Source organism: Rhodospirillales bacterium, from assembly GCA_016710335.1.
Taxonomy (GTDB): Bacteria; Pseudomonadota; Alphaproteobacteria; order Rhodospirillales; family Defluviicoccaceae; genus JADJXQ01.
In genome coordinates this window covers 25,583-51,829 of sequence record JADJXQ010000010.1, presented here as the reverse complement: position 1 = coordinate 51,829, position 26,247 = coordinate 25,583, and the positions used below count along the sequence as shown (strand labels likewise).

Sequence of the window (26,247 nt, the reverse complement as noted above, 5' to 3'; positions counted from 1 at the left end):
GAAAACTTCGATCGTCTCTATCTTCATGGGTGCGTGAATGAGCCCCGGAAGCGCCGTTTCCGGGGCTTGTCAGCAGTCTGTGCTACTTGCAGTCTATGCTAGTTGGCGCCTTCGAAGCGGCCAACGTTGCCGACGATCTGTTGGATGAAGGTTAGCTCGTTGCCGGACGTTGGCGTCTCGCGCTCCACCAGATTGACCTCCTGGCCCTGCTCCAGGCCCAGGGATTGAATGGAATCGACGACGCCTGCGCGGTTGAAGTGGACGGCCAGAACCTGACGTTCGATCACATCCGGCGCGAAGAACGCTGTCGTTTCGGTCCGGTTGCCGATGTAGTACCAAGTCTCGCCATCGAACAGCGCGACGCTGGACGGGGATCCCAGAACCTGTTGCACGTCGCCACGGGTATGAACGCCCGGCGTGACTGCCGCCAGGCGCTCGGGGTCAGGAGTGTTGCCATGGGTGTCGACGCGCGGCGCACAGGCGCCTACCGACCCCAGCAGCAGCGCCCCTGCCGCCAACCTGATGACGCCGAGGCGAACGGGCATCCACCTGCGGCATTGACGCCCGGGCGCTTCAGCGCCCATATCATCACCAAGCGCTTCAGCGCCCATATCATCACCAAGCGCTTCAGCGCGCATATCATCACCAAGCGCTTCAGCGCGCATATCCAATGTTGACGTACATCCAGACATCGTCATCCTTCTTGAACCAGCGGGCTATGAACCTGCATATGTTGTGTCCCAACGCGTATGTCATTGCGAGCAAGCGCCTGAATTGGTGACATCGGCGGCGCGCTTTGTCAATCGCGGGACAGGCCCGGTTGTTGCGACGCGAAGATGGCTCCGTGAAACTGACACACTTTTTCAAGACGGCGGAAACGCCCACAGACGTTAATGCCGGTCGCCTCTACCGACACGCGGTGGAGCAGGCTCGGCGCCCCGAGTTCTACCTGAATCAGGCCGTCGAAGACACGCCGGACGGCCGCTTCGACATGATCACGCTCCACGTCGTCCTTATCCTGCGGCGCCTGAGATGCGATCATCAACGGACGGAGCGGCTGGCGCAGGCGTTGTTTGATCTGATGTTCGCCGACATGGACCAGAACCTGCGCGAACTGGGCGTCGGCGACATGTCGGTCGGCAAACGTATCAAGGCGATGGCCAAAGGGTTCTACGGGCGGCTGGCGGCCTATGATGCGGGTTTGGATGCGCAGGAAGGTGAGGCTCTGGAGGCGGCCTTGCGCCGCAATCTCTACCGCAAGACAGTGCCGCCGGCAGAGGCGGTGACCGCGATGGCGAACTACATGCGCGCTGAGGCAGCCGGACTCGCGGCGCAGCCCACAGACGCCCTGTTGGCGGGGGAAATCGCATTCGGTGCACCGCCAGCCGCGAGCGGCGGCGGCAGTCGTGAAACCTCGAATGGGGCTGGCGTCGGATGAGCGGCTCGCCCGAATTCTCTCGCCGCTTTGCGGTCGCCAAACTTCCAGCCGAGGGCATGGAGTTCCGCGTCGCCGCGACGGAGGCGGAACGGCGAGCGCTCTGCCGGCGGTTTTCGCTCGCTGGCCTGGAGCATTTGGCGGCGGTCGGCCGGATCACGCCGGAGCCTGGCGGCATCTATCGCCTGGAAGGGCGGCTGCAGGCAGAGGTGACCCAAACCTGTGTCGTCACCCTGGCACCGGTCGCCGCATCGATCGACGCCGCCATCCTCCGCCGATTCGGCTCCGGGGTCGAGGACGAATGGACAGACGTGGCGGATTCCTCGGTCGAGGTGGTGCTGGCCGCGGATGGTGAAGCGTTCGTGGAGCCTATGGTCGAGGACGCAATCGACGCGGGCGAGGTCGTTGCGGAGCAATTGGCGCTTGAACTGGATCCATTTCCGCGGGCGGTTGGCGTCGAGTTCAGAGGCTATCCGGATGCGCCCGAGAATGATCATCGAGACGCGGAAAACGATAGAGAAGCCGGAAGCCCGTTCAAGGCGTTGAAGGCGCTGAAGAACAAACTGCCGGACGGATCGTAAACGGGTTGCCCTGGCGCTCAAACTTTTGTAACAAGACCCGACGCTGCACGGTGTCGGATCGTGTCGACTGCGCTTCGTCTGGCTGGGCCGCGCAGTCGGCGAGCGGTGTCCAGGAGAGCGTCGGCCACCGGTGTCCGTGCACACGACTTGAAAACTCCGAAAATGATCATACCAGAAGAGCTTGAAGGAGCCGCGTCGCTCCGTCTCATCCGGAAAACACAGCAGTGGGAGAGGCAGGACTGCATGGGCGTACTTGCGCGGCAGGTGTGTCATGACCGCGAACGCGGTTGAGGCAGAGCGTTCGATGTCGGGCCGCATCACCATCTCGATCGACGCTATGGGTGGCGACGATGCGCCGCAGATGGTGGTGGCCGGCCTGGAACACTTTCTAAGAAGCCGCAGGGAGGCGCGCTTCCTGCTGTTCGGGGACGAACCCGCGCTTCAGGATCTGCTGCGCAAGCACCACGCTCTTGGTCAACATGTCGACATCCGCCACACCGAGGCTGTCATTGCCAATGACGAAAAGCCGACCGTAGCGCTGAGGACCGGCCGCGGCAGCAGCATGCGCAAGGCCATCGACGCGGTGGCGTCCGGCGAGGCGCAGGGCATCGTCTCTGCCGGTAACACCGGCGCCCTGATGGCTATGGCCAAAGTCGTTCTGAGGACATTGCCGGGCATCGACCGCCCCGCCATCGCCGGTCTCGGCCCGACCATGCGCGGCCGATTCGTCATGCTGGATCTCGGCGCCAACGTCGAATGCACCGCCGACAACCTGGTACAGTTTGCCCTGATGGGAGAGGTGTTCGCGAAGCGGGTGTTGCGCCTGGAAGAGCCGAAGGTCGGGCTGCTGAACATCGGCGAAGAGCATTTGAAGGGCAACGAGTCGGTCCAGAAGGCCGCCGCGATCTTGCAGGCAAGCCCGCTGGCCATCGATTTTCATGGCTTTGTGGAAGGTAACGATATTCTGGAAGGTACGGTGGACGTGATCGTCATCGACGGATTTACAGGCAACGTTGCCCTCAAGAGCATGGAAGGAGCGGCGCGCCTCTATTCACGGGCGGTGCGCGAGGCTCTCAACAGCTCGCTGCTGGCGCGCATCGGCGCCGCGCTGGCTTGGCCCGCGTTGAGCAAGGTTCGCAGGCGCTTCGATCCGCGCCTCTACAACGGCGCCATGTTCCTCGGCCTCAACGGCGTGTGCGTGAAGAGCCACGGCGGCGCCGATGCGGTCAGCTTCGCCAACGCCATCGGTGCCGCCGTTGACCTGATCGCAGACGGCGTCAACGAGGGCATCAAGGAGGATCTGGCACACATCCGGCCGAACCCGGACGACGGCCTGAAAATGGTCGCCGGATCATGACCGGCATTCGATCGCAGATCATCGGGTGCGGTTCGCACCTGCCCGAGCGGATCGTGACCAATGCGGAACTGGCGGAGCGCATGGACACCAGCGACGACTGGATCGTCGCTCGCACCGGCATCACCCAACGCCATATCGCCGCCGACGGCGAAGTCACGTCCGATCTCGGCGTCAGAGCGGGCGCCGCGTCGCTGGCCGATGCCGGGGTGGAACCCGCGGAGGTGGATGCGGTCATCGTCGCCACCACGACGCCGGACGATACGTTTCCCGCCACCGCGACCCGCGTGCAGGCCAAGATGAAGCTGGTCAACGCGTTCGCCTTCGACGTTCAGGCAGTATGCTCGGGCTTCGTGTTCGCGCTCGCGGTGGCCGACAATTTCATACGGCTGGGGCAGGCGCGCACCGCCCTGGTGATCGGCGCCGAAACCTATTCCCGCATCCTCGATTGGGAAGACCGCGCCACTTGCGTCCTGTTCGGTGACGGCGCCGGGGCCGTGGTGCTCCGCGCCGGCGAGAGTGACGTGGGTGAACCCGGCGCGGCAGGATGGGGCGACGCACGTGGCATTCTGTCGTCGCGCCTGTATTCGGACGGGCGCCACCGCGATATCCTCTATGTCGACGGCGGACCATCGGCGACGCAGACCGTCGGCCACCTGCGCATGTCCGGCAAGGAGGTGTTTCGCCACGCGGTCAAGAACTTGGCCTCCGCCGCGGAGCAGATTGTCGCGGTCAATGGCATGAGCCTCGGCGACATCGACTGGCTCGTTCCCCATCAGGCCAACCTCCGCATCATCGAGGGGTTGTCGCGCAAGCTCAACGTGCCACAGGAGCGGATCGTGACGACCATCGACCGACACGCCAACACCTCCGCCGCCTCCATTCCGCTCGCTCTCGATGAAGCCGTCCACGACGGGCGGATCAAGCGGGGCGACATAGTGCTCATGGAAGGGATCGGCGGCGGTCTCGCGTGGGGCGCCAGCCTCGTCCGCTGGTGACGGTTAACCGCGTTCCTCGCTCGAAGGACTGCCGCAACCAGGAATCACTCGAAACAATCTTCCCATCCCTCTGATATTGACGCGATTCTCTTGGAAGGATACGCTGCTCGTCCGAATTCTATGCAGGGGCGGGACGGATGTCTGAGCGAACCATCACAAGGGCGTACCTCAGCGAAGCGGTGTACCAGGAAGTCGGCCTCTCTCGAAACGAATCGGCGAAGCTGGTCGAGACGGTGCTGGACGAGATATCCGACGCCCTGGCGCGGGGCGAAATCGTCAAGATCTCGTCGTTCGGAACCTTCTCCGTCCGCCAAAAGGGGCAGCGCATCGGCCGCAACCCCAAGACCGGCGAAGAAGTGCCCATCCATCCCCGCCGGGTTCTGGCCTTTCGCGCCTCGCAGGTGCTGAAGGGCCGCATCAACCAGGATCGTGAGCCGCCGCCGGGATATTGACATGGCGGAACCGGCTGAGATCAACAGCACCAACCATGGATCGCGGGCACCCGGCGCGAAGTCGCCTGCCGCATTCCGGACGATTGCCGAGGTCTCCGACGAACTGGACCTTCCTCAGCACGTGCTGCGCTTCTGGGAGAGCAAGTTTCCGCAAATCCGCCCGCTCAAGCGTGGCGGCGGCCGCCGCTATTATCGACCTGAAGACATTGTACTTCTGCGCCGGATTCGATCCCTGCTCCACGACGAGGGATACACCATCCGCGGCGCCCAGAAGCTGCTACGTCAAAAGACTCCCGCCTCCGACAAGCCTGGTCCAGAAGTGTCGCCGGACGAGCCGGAGGCGATGCTGGAGCCTGCAGCGGAGGTCCATGACGACGGCGACGACGCGCTCCGGGCCGAACTCAAGGGAATTCTCGATGAGTTGCTGGCCTGCCGCGGGCTGTTGAAGTGATGTCGGGGCGAAGGAGCCGCCGCGCGCCGGCCGTGCCGGTTGCGTGGCTCTGCGGCAGCGGGATATAGTCGAACGTGATGGCGGAGCGTGGCGCAGCCTGGTAGCGCACTACACTGGGGGTGTAGGGGTCGCCGGTTCGAATCCGGCCGCTCCGACCACATGGACGGGCGAGCGATAGCGGGGCGGTGAAGCGGGTCGCGATGAGGACCATCTGCCGGTGCGCATTGCTCATCGTCCTCGCCATTGGCGTCTACGGCGCGAGTGGCGCGAGTGCCGATGAACAACAAGCGCAGATTGCGGATTTCTACGGATCCTACGAAGGCGCAACCGCTGCTGACGATGCGGCGGATGCGAGCCGGCGCGACCTAGGGGTCGTTATCAGGCCTACGAACAATGGCTTCAACGTCACCTGGTCAACCTCGACGCGGGAAACGGATAGGGGCCCCGCGCGCAAGACGTACTCCATAGACTTTACGCGTTCTGGCCGGGAGGGTGTGTTCGCATCCGCCATGCGCAAGGACCTGTTCGGCAATCCGGTGCCGCTCGATCCGTTCAAGGGCGATCCTTTCGTGTGGGCGGCGCTCCGCGGCAAGACACTCACGGTCTACGCCCTTCTCATCATGGAGGATGCCGGGTACGAGCTTCAGACCTACGATCGGACCCTGACCGACGAGGGGCTGCATCTGGAGTTCTCGCGCATCCGTGAAGGACTTCATCTCAAATACGTCACCGGTACCCTTGTCCGCACCGGCCCGTGAGGCTGTAACGATGACCGTCGCCGCCACGATGATCTACGTCACCGCAGCGTCCCAGGATGAAGCGTTGAGCATCGGCGCCACCCTGGTAGAGGAGCGCTTGGTCGCTTGTGCCAATGTTCTCGGCGATATCACCTCCGTCTACAGGTGGGACGGAGAGGTTCAGGAGGAGACCGAGGTCGCCCTGGTGCTGAAGACCCGTAGCGATCTCGTCGACCGCGTCACCCAGCGAGTGATGGAGTTGCACGATTATACGTGTCCCTGCGTCGTCGCCCTGCCGATCGTCGGCGGCAACCCCGACTATATTGCCTGGATCGCTGCGGAAACCGATCAACCGGAGGAGGACTAGTGCACAGACCCATTCGATTGATTCAGTCGAATGGGTCATAGTGTGCACGAGAATCAAGAACTCGCGTGCAGCTATGGCGCATTCTTTGAATACGCTGCTGCACTAGGCGTCCTGACGCCGCTGCTCACCTTGAGCGGGCGTCGGTGAACTTACGGCCGTTTGACTGGCCTTTGGGCATCGGCCGGAGGCGGCAGCACCACCGTGGCGACGGCCTGCGCGGCAATGCCCTCCTCGCGGCCGGTGAAGCCGAGGCGCTCGGTCGTCGTCGCCTTGACGCTGATGCGCTCCGGCGGAACGCCGAGCACGGTGGCAATGGTCGCGATCATCGCTGCTCGGTGCGGGCCGATGCGCGGTCGCTCGCAGACGAGGGTCACGTCGATGTTGACGATGCGGCCGGCGGCGTCTGCGACCATGGTACCGGCGTGGCGGAGGAAGATCTCCGACGACGCGTTCTTCCAGCGTTTGTCGCCCGGCGGAAAATGCGCGCCGATATCGCCGCCGCCGATCGCTCCCAGCAGCGCATCGGTGATCGCGTGCAGTCCCACGTCGGCATCCGAATGGCCGGCGAGGCCGGCGCGGAACGGGATGCGGACGCCACAGAGGGTCACATGATCGCCGGGACCGAAGCGATGGACGTCGAAACCGAAGCCAGTGCGGGTTTCGCCACCCTGGGCGCACCAGTGTTCGGCACGCTGAAGGTCTTCGCGGGTGGTGATCTTCACGTTCTCCTCGTCCCCTTCGACCAGCGCTACGTCTAAACCAGCCTGTGCGGCAACCGCGGCGTCGTCGGTGAGGTCAGTGCCGGCAAAGCGCCGGTGGGCGTCCAGGATCGGCGCGAACCGAAATCCTTGCGGCGTCTGTGCCCGCCATAGACCGCGGCGCTCGATAGTCGCGGCCACCCGATCGCCCGCACCGCTTGCGCGCTTCAGTGTGTCGACGACCGGCATTGCCGGGATCGCACCCACCGCGGCGTCGAGGGCGTCCAGGACCCGCGAGACCACCGCGTTCGACACGAACGGGCGCGCGGCGTCGTGGATGAGCACCACGTCGGGTGCTTCTGCCGCGAGGCTTTCCAACCCGCGCCGCACCGATTCCTGCCGGCTGGCGCCGCCGTGGGTCGGGTCCATGACGGCAAGACCTGCGGTCGCGGCCGCGTAAAGGTCTTCGTCGCCGGGGCGGATCACCACCCGAACAGTTGCGACGCGGCCATGGCCGACGAACGCCTTGACGGTGCGCCGCAACACCGGCTCGCCCGCGATCCGGCAATACTGCTTCGGGATGTCCGCGCCGAATCGGTCGCCGCGTCCGCCGGCGACGATCAGGGCAACGCAGGTTCCAATGCGGGTGGTCATGGGTTTTCCCATTAAGGCCTTATTCGGCGGGGTGTTCGCCCCGCGCTACTGTTGTAAACTCGATTACCAAAGGCAACCCTGGACTTCATCCCGGTCGTTTCCCGAGCACGAAAGAGCGAAGCGCTGATCGACACCGTCCTCATCAATGCGTCCGCAATTGCCGCGTTCGTGCCCGCTTCACTGCAGGTGCTGCGACGTCTGCCTTCCCGCGACGCTCTGTTCTGGGGCGTGGTCGGGCTGGCGGCGGCGGCGGCGTTCGCCCGCGCCGGCTGGCAACTGGCCGGGGCATGGGAAACCAGCCTGGCCGCGGCACTGTGGCTGACCGTGGCCGCCACGCTCGCGATCTATGCCGTGACGGCGGCGGTGGCGCCACAGGCTTGGCGTTTGGCGCCGGTCGTCTGCGGTTACATGATCCTGCTCGGCGGCATCGCGTCCGTTTGGCAACAGACGCCCGGTCAGCCTCTGGATTCCGGAGCGGCCACGACCGGTTGGACCGCCGTGCACATTGTCCTCTCGGTGGTCACCTACGGCATCGTGACTGTTGCCGCCATTGCCGCTCTCGCCGCGTTCCTGCAGGAGCGGGCGCTGAAGCAGAAGCAGCCGACGGCGTTGACGCGAATGCTGCCGCCGATCGCCAGTTGCGAAACCCTGGTGGTGCGCCTGCTGCTGATAGGGGAGGTCCTTCTGGCCCTCGGCTTGGCGACCGGGATGGCGGTGCAATATCATGAAACCGGCGCGTTGTTGGTCTTTGACCACAAGACGATCCTGACCATCACGGCGTTTCTGGTGGTCGCCGGCCTGCTTGCCGCGCACTACATCAGCGGCGTGCGCGGGCGGCGTGCGGCGCGCCTGGTGCTGCTCGCCTATCTCCTGTTGACGCTCGGATATCCGGGGTTGAAATTCGTCACCGACGTCCTGATCGGCTGATCGGGGAGCCGCCGTCGGCGGTTGCGGTGGTGCGGACGGATGCAAGGCATCTCCTTGCAATTCCGCGCATGTGCCTATCTAATCATCAAATGACCGCACCCGCTCAGCCCTTGTGCATCGGCAACGTGACGCTTACGTCACGCGTCATTCTGGCGCCGATGTCCGGCGTCACCGATCCGCCGTTCCGGCGCCTCGTCAAGCGCTTCGGGGCGGGACTGGTGGTTTCCGAGATGATCGCCAGCCAGGCGGTGGTGTATGCCTCGCGAAAAACCTTGAAACGCTCCAAAGCGGCGCTCGATGAGCAGCCGGCGGCTGTACAGCTTGCCGGATGCGAGCCGACGGTGATGGCCGACGCGGCGCGGATCTGTCGCGACTTGGGCGCGGCGCTCATCGACATCAACATGGGGTGTCCCGTGAAGAAGGTGGTGAATGGCGACGCCGGCGCCGCCTTGATGCGGGAGGAGGCGCTGGCGACGCGGATCATGGCCGCCGTCGTCAAGGCCGTCGACGTGCCGGTGACCGTCAAGATGCGCACCGGCTGGGACGACGGCAGCCGCAATGCCGTCGCGCTGGCGCGTATTGCCGAGGGCGTCGGCGTGCAGGCCATCACCATCCACGGCCGCACCCGCAACCAGTTCTACAACGGCCGCGCCGACTGGTCCTACATCAGGAGGGTCAAGGAGGCGGTCGCCATCCCGGTCATCGGCAACGGCGACGTCACCGACGAGGACGCGGCGCTCAGTCTCCTGGAGGAATCCGGCGCCGACGCGGTGATGATCGGCCGCGGCGCCTATGGCCGGCCATGGCTCCTGGCGGACGTTGCCGAATTTCTCTCGACCGGGCGCCGGCCGGCGCCGCCGGCATTGGCCGAGCAGCGTGCGACGGTGCTGCGGCACTACGAGGAGATGCTGGCGCATTATGGCCATGATGCGGGAATGCGGATCGCCCGCAAGCACATCGGCTGGTACTCGAAGGGCCTCGCCGACTCGGCCGCGTTCCGCGCACGCATCATGCAGGAGACCGACCCCGAGGCCGTCAAGGGCATGGTGCGGGACTATTACGTCGCCGCGAGCGATCGGCAGGCGGCGGCTTGAAGCGGGACACCGATGGACCAGATCATGCTCGACACCCGCCGCAGCGTGCAGACCGGCACCCTGTCGCCGGACGCAGTTCTGAACAGCCTGCGGTCGGTGATCGTCGTCGTCGATGCCGACGCGCGGATTCTCTACGTCAACAGCGCCGGGGAGCATTTCTTCTGCAGCAGCGCCAAGCACCTGGCGGGACAGAGCCTCGACCACCTGATGCCGGTCGACAGCCCGCTGTTTACGCTGATCCGGCAAGCGCGCGCTGGCGGGTGCCCGGCGGCGGAATACGATGTCGCGCTGGAGAACCCGAAGATCGGCCGCCACGTCGTCAACATCTGGGCGTCGCCGCTGGCAGATGTGCCCGACGCCATCGTCGTCTCCATGCAGGAGCAGTCGATCGCGGCCAAGATCGAGCGCCAGTTGAGCCACCGCGGCGCCGCCCGATCAGTCAGTGCGCTGGCGGCGATGCTGGCGCACGAAGTCAAGAACCCTCTTGCCGGCATTCGCGGCGCCGCGCAGTTGCTGGAACAGAATGTCTCCGCCGAGGATCGCGCGCTCACCCGGCTGATCCGCGACGAAACGGACCGGGTGTGCGCCCTGGTCGATCGCATGGAGGTGTTCAGCGACGGAGGCCCGCAGGCGAGGGAACCCGTCAACATCCACCAGGTGTTGAACAGGGTGCGCATGCTGGTGGAGAGCGGCGCCGGCGGCGCGTTGTCGATCGCCGAAAACTACGATCCGTCGTTGCCGGCGGTCTATGGTCATCGTGACCAGCTGACGCAGGTATTCCTCAACCTCGTCAAGAACGCCGCCGAAGCCTTGCCGTCCGCGGGCGGCAAGGTCACGATCACCACGCGCTACGGGCACGGCGTTCGCTTTGCCGTGCCCGGCAGCCACGCGCGGGTGCATCTGCCCTTGATGATAAGTATTCACGACAACGGCGAGGGCGTCCCGGACGACATAAAACCCCATATCTTCGATCCGTTCGTCACCACCAAGCGCGGAGGCAGCGGCCTCGGGCTGGCGCTGGTGGCCAAGATCATCGGCGAGCACGGCGGCGTGATCGAAGTGGACAGCCAGCCCGGCCGCACCGAAGTCCGCGTCCGCCTGCCGATGGCGGCGACGAACGAGGGGCGATGACGGTGGCGACGGTGCTGGTTGCGGACGACGATCCGGGCATACGTACAGTGGTCAGCCAAGCCTTGGAGCGGAGCGGCTTCCAGGTGCGGGTCACAGGGCACGCCGCCACGTTGTGGCAGTGGGTCAGCGACGGGCAAGGGGACGTGGTCATCACCGACGTCCTGATGCCGGACGAAAACGGCCTCGACCTGGTCCCGCGCATCCGCAAGATCCGCCCCGAGCTCAAGATCGTGGTGATGAGCGCGCAGAACACGCTGCTGACGGCCGTCAAGGCGACGGAGCGCGGCGCTTTCGAGTACCTGCCGAAACCGTTCGACCTGAACGAACTCATCGGCATCGTGCGACGGGCGCTGGAGGTGCCGAACCGGACAGCGGCGTCCGCCCATCCGGAGCCGGAGTTCCAGGACGAGGACTCGCCGCTGATCGGCCGCTCGCCGGCGATGCAGGAAATCTACAGGACCTTGGCGCGGCTGATGGGCACCGACCTGACGGTGCTGATCGTCGGCGAATCCGGCACCGGCAAGGAACTTGTGGCGCGCGCCCTGCATCGCTACGGCAAGCGGCGCGATGGGCCGTTCGTCGCCATCAACATGGCGGCCATTCCGCGCGAGCTGATCGAGAGCGAGCTGTTCGGGCACGAGAAAGGCTCCTTTACCGGCGCCAACACCCGCGGCGTCGGCCGGTTCGAGCAGGCCGAGGGCGGCACGTTGTTCCTTGACGAAATCGGCGACATGCCGACCGAGGCGCAGACCCGGCTGCTGCGCGTCCTCCAGGAGGGCGAGTACACCACCGTCGGCGGGCGCACACCGATCCGCGCCAACCTCCGCATCATCGCCGCCACCCACCGGGATCTGCGCCATCTGATCCGCCAGGGCATCTTTCGCGAAGACCTGTACTTCCGTCTCAACGTGGTGCCGATCCGTCTGCCGCCGCTCAGGGAACGGAGCGCCGACATCCCGGAGCTCGTCCGCCATTTCATGACCAAGGGGGCGGCAGAGGGGTTACCGCCGAAGATCCTGGAGACCGCCGCCATGGAGCGGCTGAAGTCGTGCCGGTGGCCGGGCAATGTGCGCGAGTTGGAAAACCTCGTCCGGCGGCTGGCGGCCCTCTACTCGGAGGACGTCATCGGTGTAGACATCATTGAAAGCGAGTTGGCCGACACCACGCCGCCGGACATCGAGCCCACAAGTAGCGACGGCCTGGGGCAGTCGGTGGAGCGCCACATCAAATCGTACTTCGATGCGCATGGTCCGGCGCTTCCGGCTCCCGGTCTGTTCGATCGGGTGCTGCGCGAGGTGGAGCGGCCGCTCATCGCGCTCACCATGGAGGCAACCGGCGGCAACCAGATCCGGGCGGCGGAGATCCTCGGCCTCAACCGCAACACGCTCAGGAAAAAGATCAGGGAGCTCGGCATTCCGGTCGTGCGGGGAGGGGGGCGATGACTGCATCCGCGGCCGCCGTCCCGGAGGGGACGCGGCGGACCTGGAACAGACTGCGGCGATGGGCGGCGCGCGTCGGGCTGCACCGCAAGCTGGCGTTCGCGCTGACCCTGGCGGCGGTCATCTCCGGGGTGGCGACGGTGCTGTCGTGGACAGGATCGCCGCAGTCGGGACCGCAGCCCGCGTCTGTTCTGTATCTCCTCGTCCTGGACGGCGTGCTGCTGCTGATCCTGGGGGTAGTGGTGGCGCGGCAGCTGGTGCGGGTGTGGGCAGAGCGCAGGCGCGGTCTGGCGGGGTCCGGCCTGCATGTCCGCATAGTGCTGATGTTCAGCCTGGTTGCGGTGACGCCGGCCATTCTGGTCGCCGTGTTCTCCGCGCTGTTTCTTGATTTCGGCATCCAGTCGTGGTTCAGCGAGCGGGTGCGGACGGCGGTGGAGGCGTCGGATGCTGTCGCCAAGGCGTACCTTGAGGAGCATCGCAATGGCATCCGCGCCGAGGCCATCGCCATGGCCACCGACCTGGATCAGCAGGCGTCGGCATTGATGCGCAGTCCGCAGATGTTCGATCGCGAGCTGACCGCGCAGGCCTATCTCCGCTCATTGCCGGAGGCGCTGGTGGTCGACGGCAACGCGCAGGTGCTGGCGCGCACGCCGCTCAGTCTGACGCTGGAACTGGATCTGGTGCCCGCCGCCGCCATCGAGCAGGCCGCCCGCGGCGACATCGTGGTGCTGAGCAACGCCGGCGACAACCGGGTCCGGGCGGTGGTCAAGCTGCGACGCTTCCTTGACGCTTATCTGATCGTCGGCCGCTTCATCGAGCCTGAGGTGCTCGAAAACATCGAGCGCACCACCCTCGCGGTTGCCCAATACGAGCGTCTCAAGGAACGCCGCCAGGGGATTCTGATCACCTTCGTTCTGATTTTCATCATCGTCGCATTGCTGCTGCTTCTGGCGGCGGTATGGACCGGGTTCGTGCTGGCGACGCAGATCTCGAAGCCGATAAGCCGCTTGTTCGTCGCGGCCGAGCGGGTCCGCAAAGGCGACCTCACCGCCCGCGTCGATATCGTCGAGTCCATCGAGGAGATCGACTCCCTCAGTCGCGCCTTCAACCGCATGACCAGCCAGCTCGAGGGGCAGCGCGAAAGCCTGATCGTCGCCAACCGCCAATTGGACGAGCGCCGGCGCTTCACCGAGACGGTGCTGAGCGGGGTCTCAGCGGGGGTCGTCGGGCTGGACATCGAAGGCAATATCCATCTGCCCAACAGATCGGCGTCGGAACTCCTCGAGACCCCGCTGGATGCGGCCATGGGGCTGCCGGTCAAGGAGGTCGTGCCGGAGATGGCGGACCTGGTGGATAACGCCCTTGGCCGGCGCACCGACCGCCCTTGGGAAGCCGAGATCCGGATGGTGAGGAACGCCGTTCCGCGCACCCTGTTCGCGCGCATCACGGCGGAGCGCGTACGGGGCGAGATCGTCGGCTATGTCCTGACCTTCGACGACATCAGCGCCCTGGTCGCGGCGCAGAGGAAGGCTGCATGGGCGGACGTGGCGCGGCGAATCGCCCACGAAATCAAGAATCCGCTCACCCCCATCCAGCTCGCCGCCGAACGTCTGCAGCGCAAGTACCAGAATCAGATCGAGACCGACCGCGAGACCTTCGCCGGCTGCACCGAGACCATCGTGCGGCGAGTCGAGGACATCCGCAAGATGGTCGACGAGTTTTCCGCCTTCGCGCGCATGCCGCGCCCCGATTTCAGGCCGGAGAACCTGTGTCATCTGGTGCGGGAAGCGGTGTTCCTCGAACGCAACCGCAGCCCGGACATCCGGTTCTCCATGGCGTTGCCCGACAAGCGCGTCGAATTGCGCTGCGACAGTCGCCAGATCGGCCAAGCGTTGACCAACATCGTCAAGAACGCCGCGGAGGCGATCGCCGAGCGCAGCCGCGATAGCGCGGCGGAGCCGGGGCACATTCGGGTGAGCGTGACCGAGACAGTGTCGTCGACGGTAGGCAGAACGGTCGAAGTGATTGTCGAAGACAATGGCAAGGGCTTGCCCGTGGACCAGCGGGACCGGCTGACAGAACCCTACGTCACGACCCGGGCCGGGGGCACCGGACTGGGACTGGCGATCGTCAAGAAAATCATGGAGGATCATGGCGCGGACCTGCTGCTTGAAGATCGGAAGGGCGGAGGCGCCCGTGTTCGGATAGTCTTCGGTCCTTCGGCGTCCGAGACCGGATTGGAGCACTCCGCCGGCGGCGACGAATCGGAAGGCGACCCCCGCGACTACGCAGCGGAGGGTCATCGTGGCCAATGGTCGGTCGGTGGGGCGGTCGGCGCGACAGACGGTTAGCATGAGCAAGAACAAACGCTACAAGAGTGAAGACATCCTCATCGTCGATGACGAAGCCGACATCTGTGCGCTGGTTGCCGGCATACTCGACGACGAGGGCTACGACGCGCGTGACGCCCACGACAGCGACGCAGCACTCGCCGCCATCGAGGCGCGGCTGCCGAGCCTCGTCCTGTTGGACATCTGGCTTCAAGGCAGCCGGCTCGACGGCATTGGCCTGCTCGGCCTTCTCCAGCAGAGCCACCCGACGGTTCCGGTGGTGATCATGAGCGGCCATGGCACCGTCGAGACGGCGGTGCAGGCAATCAAACTCGGCGCCTACGACTTCATCGAGAAGCCGTTCAAGGCCGACCGCCTGATCCTCGCGATCCAGCGGGCCATCGAGGCGGCCCGCCTCAAGCGGGAAAACGCGGAGCTGCGGTTGCGGGCCGGAGCGACGACGGACTTGATCGGCCGGTCACAGGTCATGGGCCAGCTACGCCAGGTGATCGACCGGGTGGCGCCGACCAACAGCCGGGTGTTGATCACCGGCCCGGCCGGATCCGGCAAGGAGGTCATTGCGCGGATGCTGCATCTTCGCTCGCAGCGATCGGCAGGTTCGTTCGTCGTGCTCAACTGTGCCGCCATGGCGCCGGATCGGGTCGAGGTCGAGCTTTTTGGCGTCGAAGCGCAGATGGACGGCGCCGGCGAACCGCGCAAGATCGGCACCTTCGAGGCCGCCCACAACGGCACGCTGTTTCTGGACGAAGTGGCGGACATGCCGCTGGAGACCCAAGGCAAGATCGTCCGGGTGCTGCAGGAACAGGTGTTCGAACGGGTCGGCGGACGCACCCGGGTGCAGGTCGATGTGCGCCTGATCGCCGCCACCACGCGCGAACTGACGGAGGAGATTCGTGCCGGCCGGTTCCGAGAGGACCTGTTTTACCGCCTGAACGTCGTGCCTGTCCGGGCGCCGGCGCTCCGCGAGCGGCGCGAGGACATCCCGCTGTTGGCGCTGCATTTCATGGAGCGGGCCGCGGAAGCGAGCGGCGATCGCCCGCGGCCGATCAGCGACGATGCCATGGCGGCGCTGCAATCGCACGAATGGCCCGGCAACGTCCGCGAACTGCGCAACGTCATCGAGAGACTCCTGATCATGGCGCCGGGCAACGCCGACGATCCCATTCGCGCGGACATGTTGCCGTCGGAACTGGGCGAGCATTTCGCCGCCGCTCGCCACCCGGAGGGGAACCGCGAGATCATGGGCCTGCCGCTCCGGGACGCCCGCGAGATCTTCGAGCGGGAGTACCTTCTTGCGCAGGTGACCCGCTTTGGCGGCAATATCTCGCGAACCGCGGCATTCGTCGGGATGGAACGTTCGGCGCTGCACCGCAAGCTGAAATCCCTCGGCATCCAGACGGACGAAAAAGTGCGTGGGCCGGGCGCCTGACGTGCGGCGCTCCACGATACTGTTGTCTATGCCCTTCGGACTTCGTTCGCCATGAACATCATCATCTGCGGCGCTGGTCAGGTCGGGTTCACGATTGCCCGTCACCTCGCCCTCGAGAACAACGCCGTGACGGTCATCGACCAGTCGCCGGAGTTGGTGCGCCGGGTCAACGACAACCTGGATGCCCAAGGAGTCGTCGGTCATGGCTCCCGGCCAGACGATCTCAAGCGCGCCGGCGCCGACGACGCCGACATGATCATCGCCGTCACCCTGACCGACGAGATCAACATGGTGGCCTGTCAGGTGGCGCATTCCTTGTTCCGCGTGCCCACCAAGATCGCCCGCATCCGCCACCAGAGCTACCTGGATCCGGCGTGGGCGCCCCTGTTCTCACGCGAGCATCTGCCGATCGACGTCATCATCTCGCCGGAAATCGAAGTGGCGCGCGCAATCAGCCGGCGGCTCAAAGTGCCGGGCGCCTTCGAGATGATCCCGCTGGTCAATGACAAGGTGCGGCTGTTGGGGGTGCGCTGCGAGGACAACTGTCCGGTGCTGAACACGCCCATCAAGCAGTTGGCGCAGCTGTTTCCGGAGCTCAACATGGTGGTCGTCGGGCTTATTCACGACGACAAGCCGGTGCACGTTTCAGGCGAAGATGTCATGGCGGCCGGCGACGACGTCTACTTCGTCGTCCAGACGGATCAGGTCGAGCGGGCGATGACGGCGTTCGGTCACGACGAGCCACAGGTCCGCCGCCTGATGATGCTGGGCGGCGGCAACATCGCCCTATTGCTGGCGCAGGAAATCGAGCGGGAGTACCCATGGGTCCGCGCCAAGATCATCGAGGCCAACGCCGAGCGGGCGGCGGTGGTGGCCAGCATGCTCGGCCGCACAGTGGTGCTGCACGGCGACGTGCTCGATACCGAAATTCTCGAGGAGGCCGACGTCGTCGACACCGACACCGTGGTCGCGCTCACCGACGATGACGAAACCAACATCCTGTCGGCGATGCTCGCCAAACGCTACGGCGCCAAGCGCGCCATCACGCTGCTCAACCGGGGAACCTTCGAGCCGCTGATCGGCAGTCTCGGAATCGATGTGGTCGTCAGCCCCCGCAACATTACCGTCTCCACCATCCTGCAGCACGTGCGCCGCGGGCGCATCCATTCGGTGCACACGCTGCGGGAGGGCTTCGGCGAGCTGATCGAGGCCGAAGCGCTGGAAACGTCCGGCCTGGTCGGCGTACCCTTGCGCGAGACCAATCTGCCGGACGGGGTCATGCTCGGCGCCATCGTCCGCGACGGCCGGGCGATCTCGCCGCGCGGCGACACGGTCATCGCCGCCAAGGATCGGGTGGTTCTTTTCGCGCCGCCGGAAAACGTGCGGCGCGTCGAAAAGCTGTTCTCGGTCCGCCTGGAGTATTTCTAGAGAACGGACCCATTCGAATGATTCAGTTGATGTGGCATGGTGTGCACGAGAGATCAGAAGGTTACGTGCAGCGGTGCATTCCTTGAATTCGCCATTGCTGCACTAGGGAAACAACCCGCCTCATGAGCCGCATTGCCTACGTCAATGGACGCTACGTGGCGCACGCCCGGGCTGGGGTGCACGTGGAGGATCGCGGCTACCAGTTCGCCGACGGCGTCTACGAGGTGATGGCCATCTTCGACGGCTGTCTGATCGACGAAGGGGCGCACCTTGACCGTCTCGATCGTTCCCTGGCGGCGGTCCGCATGGCGTGGCCTGTGTCGCGGCGTGCCCTCGAGATCGTGCTGCGGCGGGTCGTGGCGCTCAACCGTATCCGCGAGCGAGGCTCGCTTTATCTGCAGGTGACCCGCGGGGTCGCTCTCCGTGATCACCGCTTTCCGACCGGAGTCGTTCCGTCGCTAGTGGTGACGGCGCGCACGCTGCCGCCGCTCGACGTGGCGGCGTTGCGACGAGGCGTCGCCGTGGTCACCCTCCCGGACCAGCGCTGGCGGCGGGTCGACATCAAATCGACGGGGCTGCTGCCGAACGTGCTCGCCCGGCAACAGGCTGTCGAGGCCAGCGCCGAGGAGGCGTGGCTGGTGGATGGGGATGGGCGCGTGACGGAGGGCACCGCCTCCAACGCCTGGATCGTGACCAACGACAGGGAGGTGGTGACCCGCCAGGCGGACATGTCGATCCTCGCCGGCGTGACCCGCCGCGTCGTTCTGGAGATCGTAGCGGACCGGCGTCTCACGCTGGTCGAGCGCGCCTTCTCCGTCGATGAGGCGCGCGCCGCCGCCGAAGCCTTCCTCACCAGCACCACATCGACGTGCAAGCCGGTGGTCCGCATCGACGACCACGTGATCGGCGATGGCAGGATCGGGCCGGTGACGGATCGTCTGCTTCAGGCATATCTGCGTCATCTGGGCGTAGCCGACGACGCATGAGCGCCCAAGCTCCACCTCGACTGACGCGCCCGGAAGCCATCGTGTTCGACTGGGACAACACGCTGATTGACAGCTGGGCCGCCATCCATGACGCCCAGAACTACGTCCTCGCCCACTATGGCATGCCCACATGGACCTTGGAGGAGACGCGGAAGCGCGTGCGCGGCTCGATGCGCGACACCTTTCCCCAGCTGTTCGGGGACCGCTGGCGCGAGGCGGGCGAGGTGTTCTACGCCCGCTTCCGGGCGCGGCACATGGACAACCTGTCGCCGCTGTCGGGCGCCGAAGCGCTGCTCGAAGGGCTTCGCGCCGAAGGGATCTATCTCTGTGTGGTCAGCAACAAGCAGGGCGATTATCTTCGCGCCGAAGCCGACCATCTGAATTTTTCCCGCTTCTTCGGCCGCATCGTCGGCGCCTTCGACGCGCCGCGCGACAAGCCCGCCGTCGAGCCGGTAGCCATGGCTTTGGCCGGCAGCGCAGGATGCGCGGCGTCGGTGTGGTTCGTGGGGGATGCCGACATCGACATGGAATGCGCGCGCAACACGGGATGTACGCCGATCCTGGTGCGCCGCGAGGCGCCGGGGCCGGAGGAGTTCGCGGCGCATCCGCCGGCGGCGCACGTCAGTGACTGCTTATCGCTTTTAAAGTTGCTGAGAAGCCTATAAGCTTGCGAGACCAGTGTGACCCAGTCGGGGGGGAGGTACTCCACGCACGGAGTCAGACTGTTCGTCGTGGCCGGCGCGCCACTGTAACACCGGCTTGCGGGGCAGGGGAAGCAGAGCCGCCAATAATCAAGGGGAAAGAAAAAAATGGCTGCTGAGAAATCGCAGAATGTACAGGATGTCTTCCTCAATCACATCCGCAAGAACAAGACGCCGGTGACGGTTTTTCTCGTCAACGGCGTCAAACTGCAGGGCATCGTCACGTGGTTCGATCAGTTCTCGCTTCTTCTGCGGCGCGACGGCCACACGCAGCTCGTTTACAAGCATGCGATCTCCACCGTGATGCCGTCCGTGCAGGTGCAGCTTTTCGAGCCTGACAAGGAAGCGGCTGCGGAAGGTTGAGCACCGTATCCGCGGTCTCCGCAGCGGACGGCGGGGCGGACCGGCAGACGACGCTGTGCTTCGTGCTGCACCCGCACCGTCCGCGGCGCGACGAGGAGGGTGCGCGTTCGCCGGAGGCGCGCTTGCTGGAGGCGGTCGGCCTCGCCAAGGCGGTCGGGCTCAGAATCGACCATGCGGAGGTGGTGAACGTTGCTCGCGGACGTCCTGCGACGCTGTTCGGCGCGGGTAACGTCGAGCGTATCGGCGAGGCGATTCGCGCAGCGGCGGATCACGCAGACGCAGACGGCGCCGGCGCAACGCCGATGGTCGCCCTCGTCGACGGCGCGCTGACGCCGGTTCAGCAGCGCAATCTGGAACGGGCCTGGAAGTGCAAGGTCATCGACCGCACCGGCCTGATCCTGGAAATCTTCGGAGCGCGGGCGCGGACCTCCGAAGGCCGGTTGCAGGTCGAACTCGCAGCGCTCACCTATCAGCGCAGCCGGCTGGTTCGCAGTTGGACCCATCTGGAACGCCAGCGCGGCGGCTTCGGCTTCCTCGGCGGCCCCGGCGAATCCCAGTTGGAGGCCGACCGGCGGCTGATCGGCGAGCGGATCGCCCGGCTGCGCCGCGAGTTGAAGGACGTGAAGCGCACCCGCGGCCTGCACCGCACCGCGAGGCGGCGGGTGCCCTATCCGATCGTCGCCCTCGTCGGCTACACCAACGCCGGCAAGTCGACCCTGTTCAACCGGCTGACGGCGGCCGAGGTCGCCGCCGAGGACCAGTTGTTCGCCACCCTCGATCCGACCATGCGCGCACTGCGCCTTCCTTCCGGGCACAAGATCATCGTTTCCGACACCGTAGGGTTCATTTCCGACCTTCCGCACGAACTGGTGGAGGCGTTCCATGCCACTCTCGAGGAAGTTATGGAGGCCGACATCGTCGTTCACGTTCGCGATGCCGTGCACCCGGATCGGGAGCAGCAGAAGGCGGATGTGATTGGCGTGCTTGCTCAGATCGGGCTGTCGGAGGCGCTGGACGCCGGGCACGTCGAAGTGCTCAACAAGATCGACCTGCTGCCGAATGAGGAGCGGGCGCTGCTGGCGAACCAGGTGGAGCGCAGCGACGGGCCGACGGTCCTCGTGTCGGCGAAGACCGGCGAGGGCTGCGAGCGTCTCTGCCAAATGCTCGATCAGCATCTTGCGGCGGCGATGACCGTGGTCGACGTGACTCTGCCCCATCAGGATGGCGCCGCACTGGCGTGGCTGTACGACCACGGCGACGTGTTCGAGCGCACCGAGGCAGAAGCGACCGTGCGACTCAAGGTGCGCATGTGGCCCGCCAACGCCGCGCGCTTCGCGCAATGGCAGCAGCAAGGTGACCGCCCCGATCGCCCGCGGTGACAAGCGCCTATTCTACTAGTAGAATAGGCGCCATGACGACAACACGCTCCCAGAAGCGCTGGCGCGACAAGAACCGCCTGTTGAAAAGCCAGCTCAATGTCATGGCGCGGCGCAATGCCCATGACACGCTTGACGAACTGGCGCGGGCCTACCGCCTGCGCGGCAAAGGCGAAGCGGTGGCGTTCGCGTGCTTCGTCGCCCGTGGACTCATGCAGCGCGCCGCCTACAGCCCGGAAGCGGCGCGGATGCTGGAGGACTTCGCGGTCAGCTATCACCGCGACCGCGATCTCTACGCTCCCTGAACCCATGACATCGAACCCATGACACGGGCGGCGTGGCGCGTGTCTTCGTTTTTTTGTTTGTGCGAAGCGCTCTTTCCGCCACAACGTGATGCATGCCTCCGGACATCGTCCCCGATAGCGACAGCGTCATCCGCATCATGCGCGAGGTCGCGGCGATCGAGATCCTCCCGCGATTCGGGCGGCTCGCCGCTGACGACATCTCCGCCAAGAGCCATCCCTCAGATCTGGTGACCACGGCCGACCTGGCGGCGGAACAGCGCCTGACGGAGCGGCTGACCGACCTTGCGCCCGGCAGCGCCGTGGTGGGGGAGGAGGGGGTCGAGGCCGAACCGGCGCGGCTCGGCGCGCTCGCCGGCGACGCCCCCGTGTGGCTGCTCGACCCCGTCGACGGCACCAACAACTTCGCGCACGGCAAGCCGTGCTTCGCCACCATCGTCGCGTACTGCGTCGGCGGCGAGACGCTGGCCGGCTGGATTCTCGACCCCCTCGGCGGAAGCGTCGTCTGGGCGGTGCGCGGCGGCGGCGCCTGGCGCGACAATGGCGGCGCGACGGCGGCGGTTCGCGCTGCCGCGACCCAGGCGGTGACCGGGATGACGGGAACCGTCGGCTACCGCCTCGCCAAGCGCCTCAAGACGCACCGCGAGCGTTTCAAGGGGAGGGCGCCGCTCCGCACCGTCCGCAGCGGCAGCACCGGCCGCGACTACATGGACCTGGGGCAGGGCATCCTCGATTTCGCCCAATACACGCGCCTCAAACCGTGGGATCATGCCGCCGGCGTGCTGATCCATGCCGAGGCGGGCGGCGTCAGCCGCCTCGTGCAGACGGGGGCGCCCTACCGGGCCGGCGACGGGATCGTCCCCCACACACTGTTGATGGCGCCGGACCCGGCAAGCTGGGCGGCGCTGCATGACGTGCTTGCCGAGGCGGCGCAAGTCGGTGTCCCTTGAGGGGAACCGGAGCGGAACCAGTGCAGCGAAGGGAGATGCGGCATGTCCAATCTGCGAACGGCGTTCATCGGCCTCGGCGTGATGGGCTATCCGATGGCCGGCCATCTGGCCGGCGCCGGACATCAGGTCACGGTCTACAATCGCACCCGGTCGCGCGCCGATGATTGGGTGGGACAGCATGGCGGCAGAGCGGCGGAGACGCCGGCCGCGGCCGCCCGCGACCAGGACCTGGTGTTCGTCTGCGTCGGCAACGACGACGATCTCCGCAGCGTCGTGCTGGGAGAGACCGGCGCCCTGGCCGGGGTCTCCGCGGGCGCGATACTGATCGACCACACCACCGCTTCCGCCAAGGTTGCGCGTGAACTGGCCGAGGCCGCCGACGAGGCCGGCGCCGGGTTCCTGGATGCGCCGGTGTCGGGCGGCCAGGCCGGCGCGGAGAACGGCCAGTTGACAGTCATGGTCGGCGGGCACGAGGACCACTTCGCCCGCGCCCGGCCGGTCATCGACACCTATGCGCGGGCGGTGACCCTGATGGGCCCTGCCGGCAGCGGCCAGCTCACCAAGATGGTCAACCAGATCGCCATCGCCGGCCTGGTGCAGGGCCTGAGCGAAGCGCTGGCGTTCGCCGATCGCGCCGGTCTCGACGCCCACAAGGTGGTCGACGTCATCTCCAAGGGCGCGGCGCAATCATGGCAGATGGACAACCGCGCCCGCACCATGATCGACGACACCTTCGACTTCGGCTTTGCGGTCAACTGGATGCGGAAGGACCTCGCCATCTGCCTGGAGGAGGCCCGCGCCAACGGGGCGCTCCTGCCGGTCGCGGCGCTGGTCGACCAGTTCTACGCGGACATCCAGAACCGGGGCGGCGGCCGCTGGGATACGTCGAGCCTCATCCGCCGCCTGCGGTAATTGCGGTTCGCCTCCATTCCGGCCCGGTTGCGCGCGAATCCGGCCACACAGAACGACGCTAACGTACTGATATTGCGCGTTTTGTGTCCGAATCCGCGCCCGAAATGTATGCGGATGTACTCCGATGTATGCAACGCCGCCGATAAGCTTTTGAAATAAATGGCCTTTTCCCGGCGGCAGTCCCGCCGTGCCGCAGCGTTCGCCGACCACCCGGACGCGTTGCAGCCAGCGCCATAAGATTATGAGCACGGCCAGTTTTTTTTCCAGACCTGGATGACGTGCGCCACGTCTTTCCGAGGTTCTCCGCGCCGCCGAAAATATGCCGCTGATGACTCGTTCAGCTTATACTGTTTCTTTCACGCGCTGTGGTGGGTAACAGGGGGACGGATGTGAGCGCAATCGTGGCAGCCTTCAGTCTTGGCGCCGCTGCCTTGGCAAAGGGCGCACTGAGTGAAGCGGGAAAGGATGCGTATCTGGCGCTCAGGAAAGCGGTGGCGCATGTGGTTTCATCGGGGGATGTCGAGAAACTGGAGGAGAACCCGAACTCCGCGGCTCGCAAGGGAATCGTCGCGGAAGAGCTTGATGGGGCCAACAAAGCGGACGACCCTGAACTGGCCCGTTTGGCGGAACACCTTGTTGAAGCGCTGAAGGAAAGCGGTTCCGTGGGTTCAGCGACGGGCATCTCCCTGGAAGATGTCGAGGCGGTTAACGTTCGCCTGAAGCGCATCACATCCAGTGGAACCGGGATCTCGATCAAGAGATCGAAATTCGAGGGCGACATCGAAGCAGAAGACGTCTCGGCTGGAGGGCAGCCGCCGGGAAAACCCGAGCGGAAGTAGAAACAGGCAGCGAACCTGCTTCCGATTCTGCGATGCTGCGGATCAAAGACTCGCAAGTCCGGGACATCATTATCAAACGGGGGCTGAGCGAAGCGGAGATCGCCGCTCTTGTTCGTGCGTGGTGGAGCGAGGAAGGGCCCCTCGTGGAGAAACTTGCCGAGATCAGCCGCGATCTCGGCACCACGCAGAGTGCGACACGAAACTTCTTCCGGATTCTCGGCACCGAAGACGTTCCTTCCGGCAAGCTCCTGGACGCATTGGCCGATATTGCCGAACGGCACAAGGCGCTGTTGCAGCGACTGGCTGTCCTGAATCCAGAGGATGAAGCGGCGCGCGAGCGCGTGCTTGCGGCTCGGTCGGCCATTGGCCGCGGCGATTATGATCGGGCCGACCAGTTTCTCGCAGAGGCAGAAGCGCTCGAACTCGGTGCGATCCATCAGGCTGAGGAACTGGAACGTCAGGCCCGCGACGCCGCCAGCCGCCGCCGCCACAGTGCCGCGGAGATCCTTGCTGAACGCGGCGAACTGGCGCTGGCGCAACGAGGCTACCTTCAGGCTGCCGAACATTTCGAGAAAGCAAGCGAAGTGATCGGAGCGTCACTTCGTGTGGCGCGGGTGAATTACCTCAACCGGTGTGCCGGGGCGCTCCGACGCCATGGAGTCGAGAAAGACGGAACGGCCCTGCAAGACTCGATCGCGATTTTACGACGAGCCCTCAGCGAGGTGTCCCGCGAGCAGCTTCCGCAGGACTGGGCGATGACCCAGAACAACCTGGGCATCGCGCTTGCCGAGCAGGGCACGCGGACCAGGGGCGGGTACCGCGCCGCGCTCGAGGTCAGAACCCGCGAACATCTTCCGCAGCAGTGGGCCGCGACCCAGAACAACCTGGGCGCCGCGCTTGCCGAGCAGGGCACGCGGACCGGGGGCGGGGAGGGTGCGGCGCTTTTGGCGGAGGCGGTGACGGCGTACCGCGCCGCGCTCGAGGTCAGAACCCGCGAACAGCTTCCGCAGGACTGGGCGATGACCCAGAACAACCTGGGCGCCGCGCTCCGGAACCAGGGCACGCGGACCGGGGGCGGGGACGGTGCGGCGCTTCTGGCGGAGGCGGTGACGGCGTACCGCGCCGCGCTCGAGGTCAGAACCCGCGAGCAGCTTCCGCAGGACTGGGCGATGACCCAGAACAACCTGGGCATCGCGCTTGCCGAGCAGGGCACGCGGACCGGTGGCGCGGAGGGTGCGGCGCTTCTGGCGGATGCGGTGACGGCGTACCGCGCCGCGCTCGAGGTCTACACCCGCGAGCAGCTTCCGCAGGACTGGGCGATGACCCAGAACAACCTGGGCATCGCGCTTCGGAACCAGGGCACGCGGACCGGGGGCGCGGAGGGTGCGGCGCTTCTGGCGGAGGCGGTGACGGCGTACCGCGCCGCGCTCGAGGTCAGAACCCGCGAGCAGCTTCCGCAGCAGTGGGCGATGACCCAGAACAACCTGGGCGCCGCGCTTGCCGAGCAGGGCACGCGGACCGGGGGCGCGGAGGGTGCGGCGCTTCTGGCGGAGGCGGTGACGGCGTACCGCGCCGCGCTTGAGGTCAGAACCCGCGAGCAGCTTCCGCAGGACTGGGCGATGACCCAGAACAACCTGGGCATCGCGCTTGCCGAGCAGGGCACGCGGACCGGGGGCGCGGAGGGTGCGGCGCTTCTGGCGGAGGCGGTGACGGCGTACCGCGCCGCGCTCGAGGTCAGAACCCGCGAGCAGCTTCCGCAGGACTGGGCGATGACCCAGAACAACCTGGGCAATGCGCTCGTCATTCTCGGAGAGCACGACAAAGACGTCGAAAGAGTGAAGGAGGGGCGACGCCTCGTGAACGCCGTTTTCGATTTTTTGATGCAGACGGGTCAGGAGCAATATCGACTGCACTTCGACGAGCGTATCCGCGAAATCGACGGAATCATAGCCGGAGTAGAGAGTCTCGATCGTGGCGGATGAAGCGCCTGCCTCCCCCCTCGTTGCGTCATCCGCCATGCATCCCTTCCGCCGGCCCTCGGATCGTCGCCATCGGCAGGAACAGCCGCCGGCCCGCACCCGCGAACGGGATTAGCCCGTACTTGCGATGGAACGCGGCGGCGGCATCGTCTTTCGCATCGACAATCACCGCGTGGACCGCGAGTGTTTGCGTCGCGAGCAGGATGCGGTTCAGGGCATCCATGAGCAGGAAGGCGCCCAGCCCTTTCCCCTTCATGCGGCCGCGCCGCCGCGCCCGATGGGGTTCATACAACAGAAACCGAGATCGCAGACA

Annotated in this window: 27 protein-coding genes and 1 tRNA gene; 25 read left to right on the top strand and 3 right to left on the bottom strand. The window is 65.9% G+C overall.

The genetic code is table 11. From position 1 onward, the window contains the following. Positions 1-98 precede the first annotated feature (98 nt). On the bottom strand, positions 99-545 hold the full coding sequence (locus IPM60_13890; GenBank protein ID MBK8908947.1) for an outer membrane protein assembly factor BamE: 447 nt from the start codon (positions 543-545) through the stop codon (positions 99-101). A 446-nt stretch (positions 546-991) separates the two neighbouring features. On the opposite strand from IPM60_13890, the gene IPM60_13885 reads away from it, so the two are divergent. The 9 genes from IPM60_13885 (at position 992) to IPM60_13845 (ending at position 6,375) form a co-directional block, all read left to right on the top strand. Beyond that, positions 992-1,438 (top strand): ubiquinol-cytochrome C chaperone family protein, encoded by a 447-nt coding sequence (locus tag IPM60_13885; GenBank protein MBK8908946.1) that lies wholly within the window; start codon positions 992-994, stop codon positions 1,436-1,438. Then, positions 1,435-2,016, top strand: coding sequence for a DUF177 domain-containing protein (locus tag IPM60_13880; protein ID MBK8908945.1), 582 nt, complete (start codon positions 1,435-1,437; stop codon positions 2,014-2,016). Before IPM60_13885 ends, IPM60_13880 begins: the two co-directional genes overlap by 4 nt. A gap of 304 nt (positions 2,017-2,320) precedes the next feature. Continuing rightward, a complete protein-coding gene (plsX, locus tag IPM60_13875) occupies positions 2,321-3,373 on the top strand; it encodes a phosphate acyltransferase PlsX (GenBank protein ID MBK8908944.1) in 1,053 nt (350 codons plus the stop codon). Then, positions 3,370-4,368, top strand: coding sequence for a ketoacyl-ACP synthase III (locus IPM60_13870; protein ID MBK8908943.1), 999 nt, complete (start codon positions 3,370-3,372; stop codon positions 4,366-4,368). Before plsX ends, IPM60_13870 begins: the two co-directional genes overlap by 4 nt. Positions 4,369-4,505: 137 nt before the next feature. Further along, on the top strand, positions 4,506-4,820 hold the full coding sequence (locus IPM60_13865) for an integration host factor subunit alpha (protein MBK8908942.1): 315 nt from the start codon (positions 4,506-4,508) through the stop codon (positions 4,818-4,820). A 1-nt stretch (position 4,821) separates the two neighbouring features. Then, entirely contained in the window at positions 4,822-5,271 is a 450-nt protein-coding gene (locus IPM60_13860; GenBank protein MBK8908941.1) for a MerR family transcriptional regulator, read from the top strand. A gap of 81 nt (positions 5,272-5,352) precedes the next feature. Further along, a tRNA-Pro gene (locus IPM60_13855) sits at positions 5,353-5,429 on the top strand. Positions 5,430-5,471: 42 nt separating this feature from the next. Next, positions 5,472-6,029, top strand: a complete 558-nt coding sequence (locus IPM60_13850; GenBank protein ID MBK8908940.1) for a hypothetical protein — start codon at positions 5,472-5,474, stop codon at positions 6,027-6,029. Positions 6,030-6,057: 28 nt separating this feature from the next. Continuing rightward, entirely contained in the window at positions 6,058-6,375 is a 318-nt protein-coding gene (locus tag IPM60_13845; protein MBK8908939.1) for a divalent-cation tolerance protein CutA, read from the top strand. 149 nt (positions 6,376-6,524) lie between these two features. Here IPM60_13845 and IPM60_13840 read toward each other — a convergent pair whose 3' ends face one another. Further along, a complete protein-coding gene (locus tag IPM60_13840; protein MBK8908938.1) occupies positions 6,525-7,727 on the bottom strand; it encodes a bifunctional 2-C-methyl-D-erythritol 4-phosphate cytidylyltransferase/2-C-methyl-D-erythritol 2,4-cyclodiphosphate synthase in 1,203 nt (400 codons plus the stop codon). A 123-nt stretch (positions 7,728-7,850) separates the two neighbouring features. Here IPM60_13840 and ccsA point away from each other — a divergent pair, with 123 nt between their 5' ends. From ccsA to IPM60_13760, 16 genes are all read left to right on the top strand, one after another. Continuing rightward, on the top strand, positions 7,851-8,654 hold the full coding sequence (gene ccsA / locus IPM60_13835; GenBank protein MBK8908937.1) for a cytochrome c biogenesis protein CcsA: 804 nt from the start codon (positions 7,851-7,853) through the stop codon (positions 8,652-8,654). A gap of 89 nt (positions 8,655-8,743) precedes the next feature. Then, on the top strand, positions 8,744-9,748 hold the full coding sequence (dusB, locus tag IPM60_13830; GenBank protein ID MBK8908936.1) for a tRNA dihydrouridine synthase DusB: 1,005 nt from the start codon (positions 8,744-8,746) through the stop codon (positions 9,746-9,748). 24 nt (positions 9,749-9,772) lie between these two features. Beyond that, the gene (locus IPM60_13825) at positions 9,773-10,879 is read left to right on the top strand and encodes a PAS domain-containing protein (protein ID MBK8908935.1); all 1,107 of its coding nucleotides are present in this window, start codon (positions 9,773-9,775) and stop codon (positions 10,877-10,879) included. Further along, entirely contained in the window at positions 10,876-12,321 is a 1,446-nt protein-coding gene (gene ntrC / locus IPM60_13820) for a nitrogen regulation protein NR(I) (protein ID MBK8908934.1), read from the top strand. Before IPM60_13825 ends, ntrC begins: the two co-directional genes overlap by 4 nt. Next, positions 12,318-14,669: a PAS domain-containing sensor histidine kinase gene (locus tag IPM60_13815; GenBank protein ID MBK8908933.1), complete on the top strand. Its 2,352-nt coding sequence runs from the start codon at positions 12,318-12,320 to the stop codon at positions 14,667-14,669. Before ntrC ends, IPM60_13815 begins: the two co-directional genes overlap by 4 nt. 1 nt (position 14,670) lies before the next feature. Then, the gene (locus IPM60_13810; protein MBK8908932.1) at positions 14,671-16,098 is read left to right on the top strand and encodes a sigma-54-dependent Fis family transcriptional regulator; all 1,428 of its coding nucleotides are present in this window, start codon (positions 14,671-14,673) and stop codon (positions 16,096-16,098) included. 51 nt (positions 16,099-16,149) lie between these two features. Next, positions 16,150-17,526, top strand: a complete 1,377-nt coding sequence (trkA, locus tag IPM60_13805; GenBank protein ID MBK8908931.1) for a Trk system potassium transporter TrkA — start codon at positions 16,150-16,152, stop codon at positions 17,524-17,526. Between the two features lie 122 nt (positions 17,527-17,648). Then, the gene (locus IPM60_13800) at positions 17,649-18,512 is read left to right on the top strand and encodes a D-amino-acid transaminase (GenBank protein ID MBK8908930.1); all 864 of its coding nucleotides are present in this window, start codon (positions 17,649-17,651) and stop codon (positions 18,510-18,512) included. Continuing rightward, the gene (locus IPM60_13795) at positions 18,509-19,177 is read left to right on the top strand and encodes an HAD family hydrolase (GenBank protein MBK8908929.1); all 669 of its coding nucleotides are present in this window, start codon (positions 18,509-18,511) and stop codon (positions 19,175-19,177) included. The genes IPM60_13800 and IPM60_13795 overlap by 4 nt, the downstream gene beginning before the upstream one ends. Before the next feature lie 144 nt (positions 19,178-19,321). Then, a complete protein-coding gene (gene hfq, locus IPM60_13790; GenBank protein MBK8908928.1) occupies positions 19,322-19,576 on the top strand; it encodes an RNA chaperone Hfq in 255 nt (84 codons plus the stop codon). A 53-nt stretch (positions 19,577-19,629) separates the two neighbouring features. After that, positions 19,630-20,955: a GTPase HflX gene (hflX, locus tag IPM60_13785; GenBank protein MBK8908927.1), complete on the top strand. Its 1,326-nt coding sequence runs from the start codon at positions 19,630-19,632 to the stop codon at positions 20,953-20,955. A gap of 32 nt (positions 20,956-20,987) precedes the next feature. Further along, on the top strand, positions 20,988-21,257 hold the full coding sequence (locus tag IPM60_13780; GenBank protein MBK8908926.1) for a hypothetical protein: 270 nt from the start codon (positions 20,988-20,990) through the stop codon (positions 21,255-21,257). A 92-nt stretch (positions 21,258-21,349) separates the two neighbouring features. Continuing rightward, complete coding sequence (locus IPM60_13775; GenBank protein ID MBK8908925.1) at positions 21,350-22,204, top strand: inositol monophosphatase; 855 nt, start codon at positions 21,350-21,352, stop codon at positions 22,202-22,204. Between the two features lie 42 nt (positions 22,205-22,246). Then, positions 22,247-23,116, top strand: coding sequence for an NAD(P)-dependent oxidoreductase (locus IPM60_13770; GenBank protein ID MBK8908924.1), 870 nt, complete (start codon positions 22,247-22,249; stop codon positions 23,114-23,116). 401 nt (positions 23,117-23,517) lie between these two features. Next, entirely contained in the window at positions 23,518-23,955 is a 438-nt protein-coding gene (locus IPM60_13765; GenBank protein MBK8908923.1) for a hypothetical protein, read from the top strand. Between the two features lie 32 nt (positions 23,956-23,987). Further along, positions 23,988-25,937: a tetratricopeptide repeat protein gene (locus tag IPM60_13760; protein ID MBK8908922.1), complete on the top strand. Its 1,950-nt coding sequence runs from the start codon at positions 23,988-23,990 to the stop codon at positions 25,935-25,937. A 25-nt stretch (positions 25,938-25,962) separates the two neighbouring features. Here IPM60_13760 and IPM60_13755 read toward each other — a convergent pair whose 3' ends face one another. Continuing rightward, positions 25,963-26,190, bottom strand: a complete 228-nt coding sequence (locus tag IPM60_13755; protein ID MBK8908921.1) for a hypothetical protein — start codon at positions 26,188-26,190, stop codon at positions 25,963-25,965. Positions 26,191-26,247 lie beyond the last annotated feature (57 nt).

Coding starts and splice junctions, on each gene's coding strand:
- IPM60_13890 (MBK8908947.1), bottom strand. CDS start 545: ATGCCCGTTCGCCTCGGCGTCATCAGGTTGGCGGCAGGGGCGCTGCTG.
- IPM60_13885 (MBK8908946.1), top strand. CDS start 992: ATGATCACGCTCCACGTCGTCCTTATCCTGCGGCGCCTGAGATGCGAT.
- IPM60_13880 (MBK8908945.1), top strand. CDS start 1,435: ATGAGCGGCTCGCCCGAATTCTCTCGCCGCTTTGCGGTCGCCAAACTT.
- plsX (MBK8908944.1), top strand. CDS start 2,321: ATGTCGGGCCGCATCACCATCTCGATCGACGCTATGGGTGGCGACGAT.
- IPM60_13870 (MBK8908943.1), top strand. CDS start 3,370: ATGACCGGCATTCGATCGCAGATCATCGGGTGCGGTTCGCACCTGCCC.
- IPM60_13865 (MBK8908942.1), top strand. CDS start 4,506: ATGTCTGAGCGAACCATCACAAGGGCGTACCTCAGCGAAGCGGTGTAC.
- IPM60_13860 (MBK8908941.1), top strand. CDS start 4,822: ATGGCGGAACCGGCTGAGATCAACAGCACCAACCATGGATCGCGGGCA.
- IPM60_13850 (MBK8908940.1), top strand. CDS start 5,472: ATGAGGACCATCTGCCGGTGCGCATTGCTCATCGTCCTCGCCATTGGC.
- IPM60_13845 (MBK8908939.1), top strand. CDS start 6,058: ATGATCTACGTCACCGCAGCGTCCCAGGATGAAGCGTTGAGCATCGGC.
- IPM60_13840 (MBK8908938.1), bottom strand. CDS start 7,727: ATGACCACCCGCATTGGAACCTGCGTTGCCCTGATCGTCGCCGGCGGA.
- dusB (MBK8908936.1), top strand. CDS start 8,744: ATGACCGCACCCGCTCAGCCCTTGTGCATCGGCAACGTGACGCTTACG.
- IPM60_13825 (MBK8908935.1), top strand. CDS start 9,773: ATGCTCGACACCCGCCGCAGCGTGCAGACCGGCACCCTGTCGCCGGAC.
- ntrC (MBK8908934.1), top strand. CDS start 10,876: ATGACGGTGGCGACGGTGCTGGTTGCGGACGACGATCCGGGCATACGT.
- IPM60_13815 (MBK8908933.1), top strand. CDS start 12,318: ATGACTGCATCCGCGGCCGCCGTCCCGGAGGGGACGCGGCGGACCTGG.
- IPM60_13810 (MBK8908932.1), top strand. CDS start 14,671: ATGAGCAAGAACAAACGCTACAAGAGTGAAGACATCCTCATCGTCGAT.
- trkA (MBK8908931.1), top strand. CDS start 16,150: ATGAACATCATCATCTGCGGCGCTGGTCAGGTCGGGTTCACGATTGCC.
- IPM60_13800 (MBK8908930.1), top strand. CDS start 17,649: ATGAGCCGCATTGCCTACGTCAATGGACGCTACGTGGCGCACGCCCGG.
- IPM60_13795 (MBK8908929.1), top strand. CDS start 18,509: ATGAGCGCCCAAGCTCCACCTCGACTGACGCGCCCGGAAGCCATCGTG.
- hfq (MBK8908928.1), top strand. CDS start 19,322: ATGGCTGCTGAGAAATCGCAGAATGTACAGGATGTCTTCCTCAATCAC.
- IPM60_13780 (MBK8908926.1), top strand. CDS start 20,988: ATGACGACAACACGCTCCCAGAAGCGCTGGCGCGACAAGAACCGCCTG.
- IPM60_13775 (MBK8908925.1), top strand. CDS start 21,350: ATGCCTCCGGACATCGTCCCCGATAGCGACAGCGTCATCCGCATCATG.
- IPM60_13770 (MBK8908924.1), top strand. CDS start 22,247: ATGTCCAATCTGCGAACGGCGTTCATCGGCCTCGGCGTGATGGGCTAT.
- IPM60_13760 (MBK8908922.1), top strand. CDS start 23,988: ATGCTGCGGATCAAAGACTCGCAAGTCCGGGACATCATTATCAAACGG.
- IPM60_13755 (MBK8908921.1), bottom strand. CDS start 26,190: ATGAAGGGGAAAGGGCTGGGCGCCTTCCTGCTCATGGATGCCCTGAAC.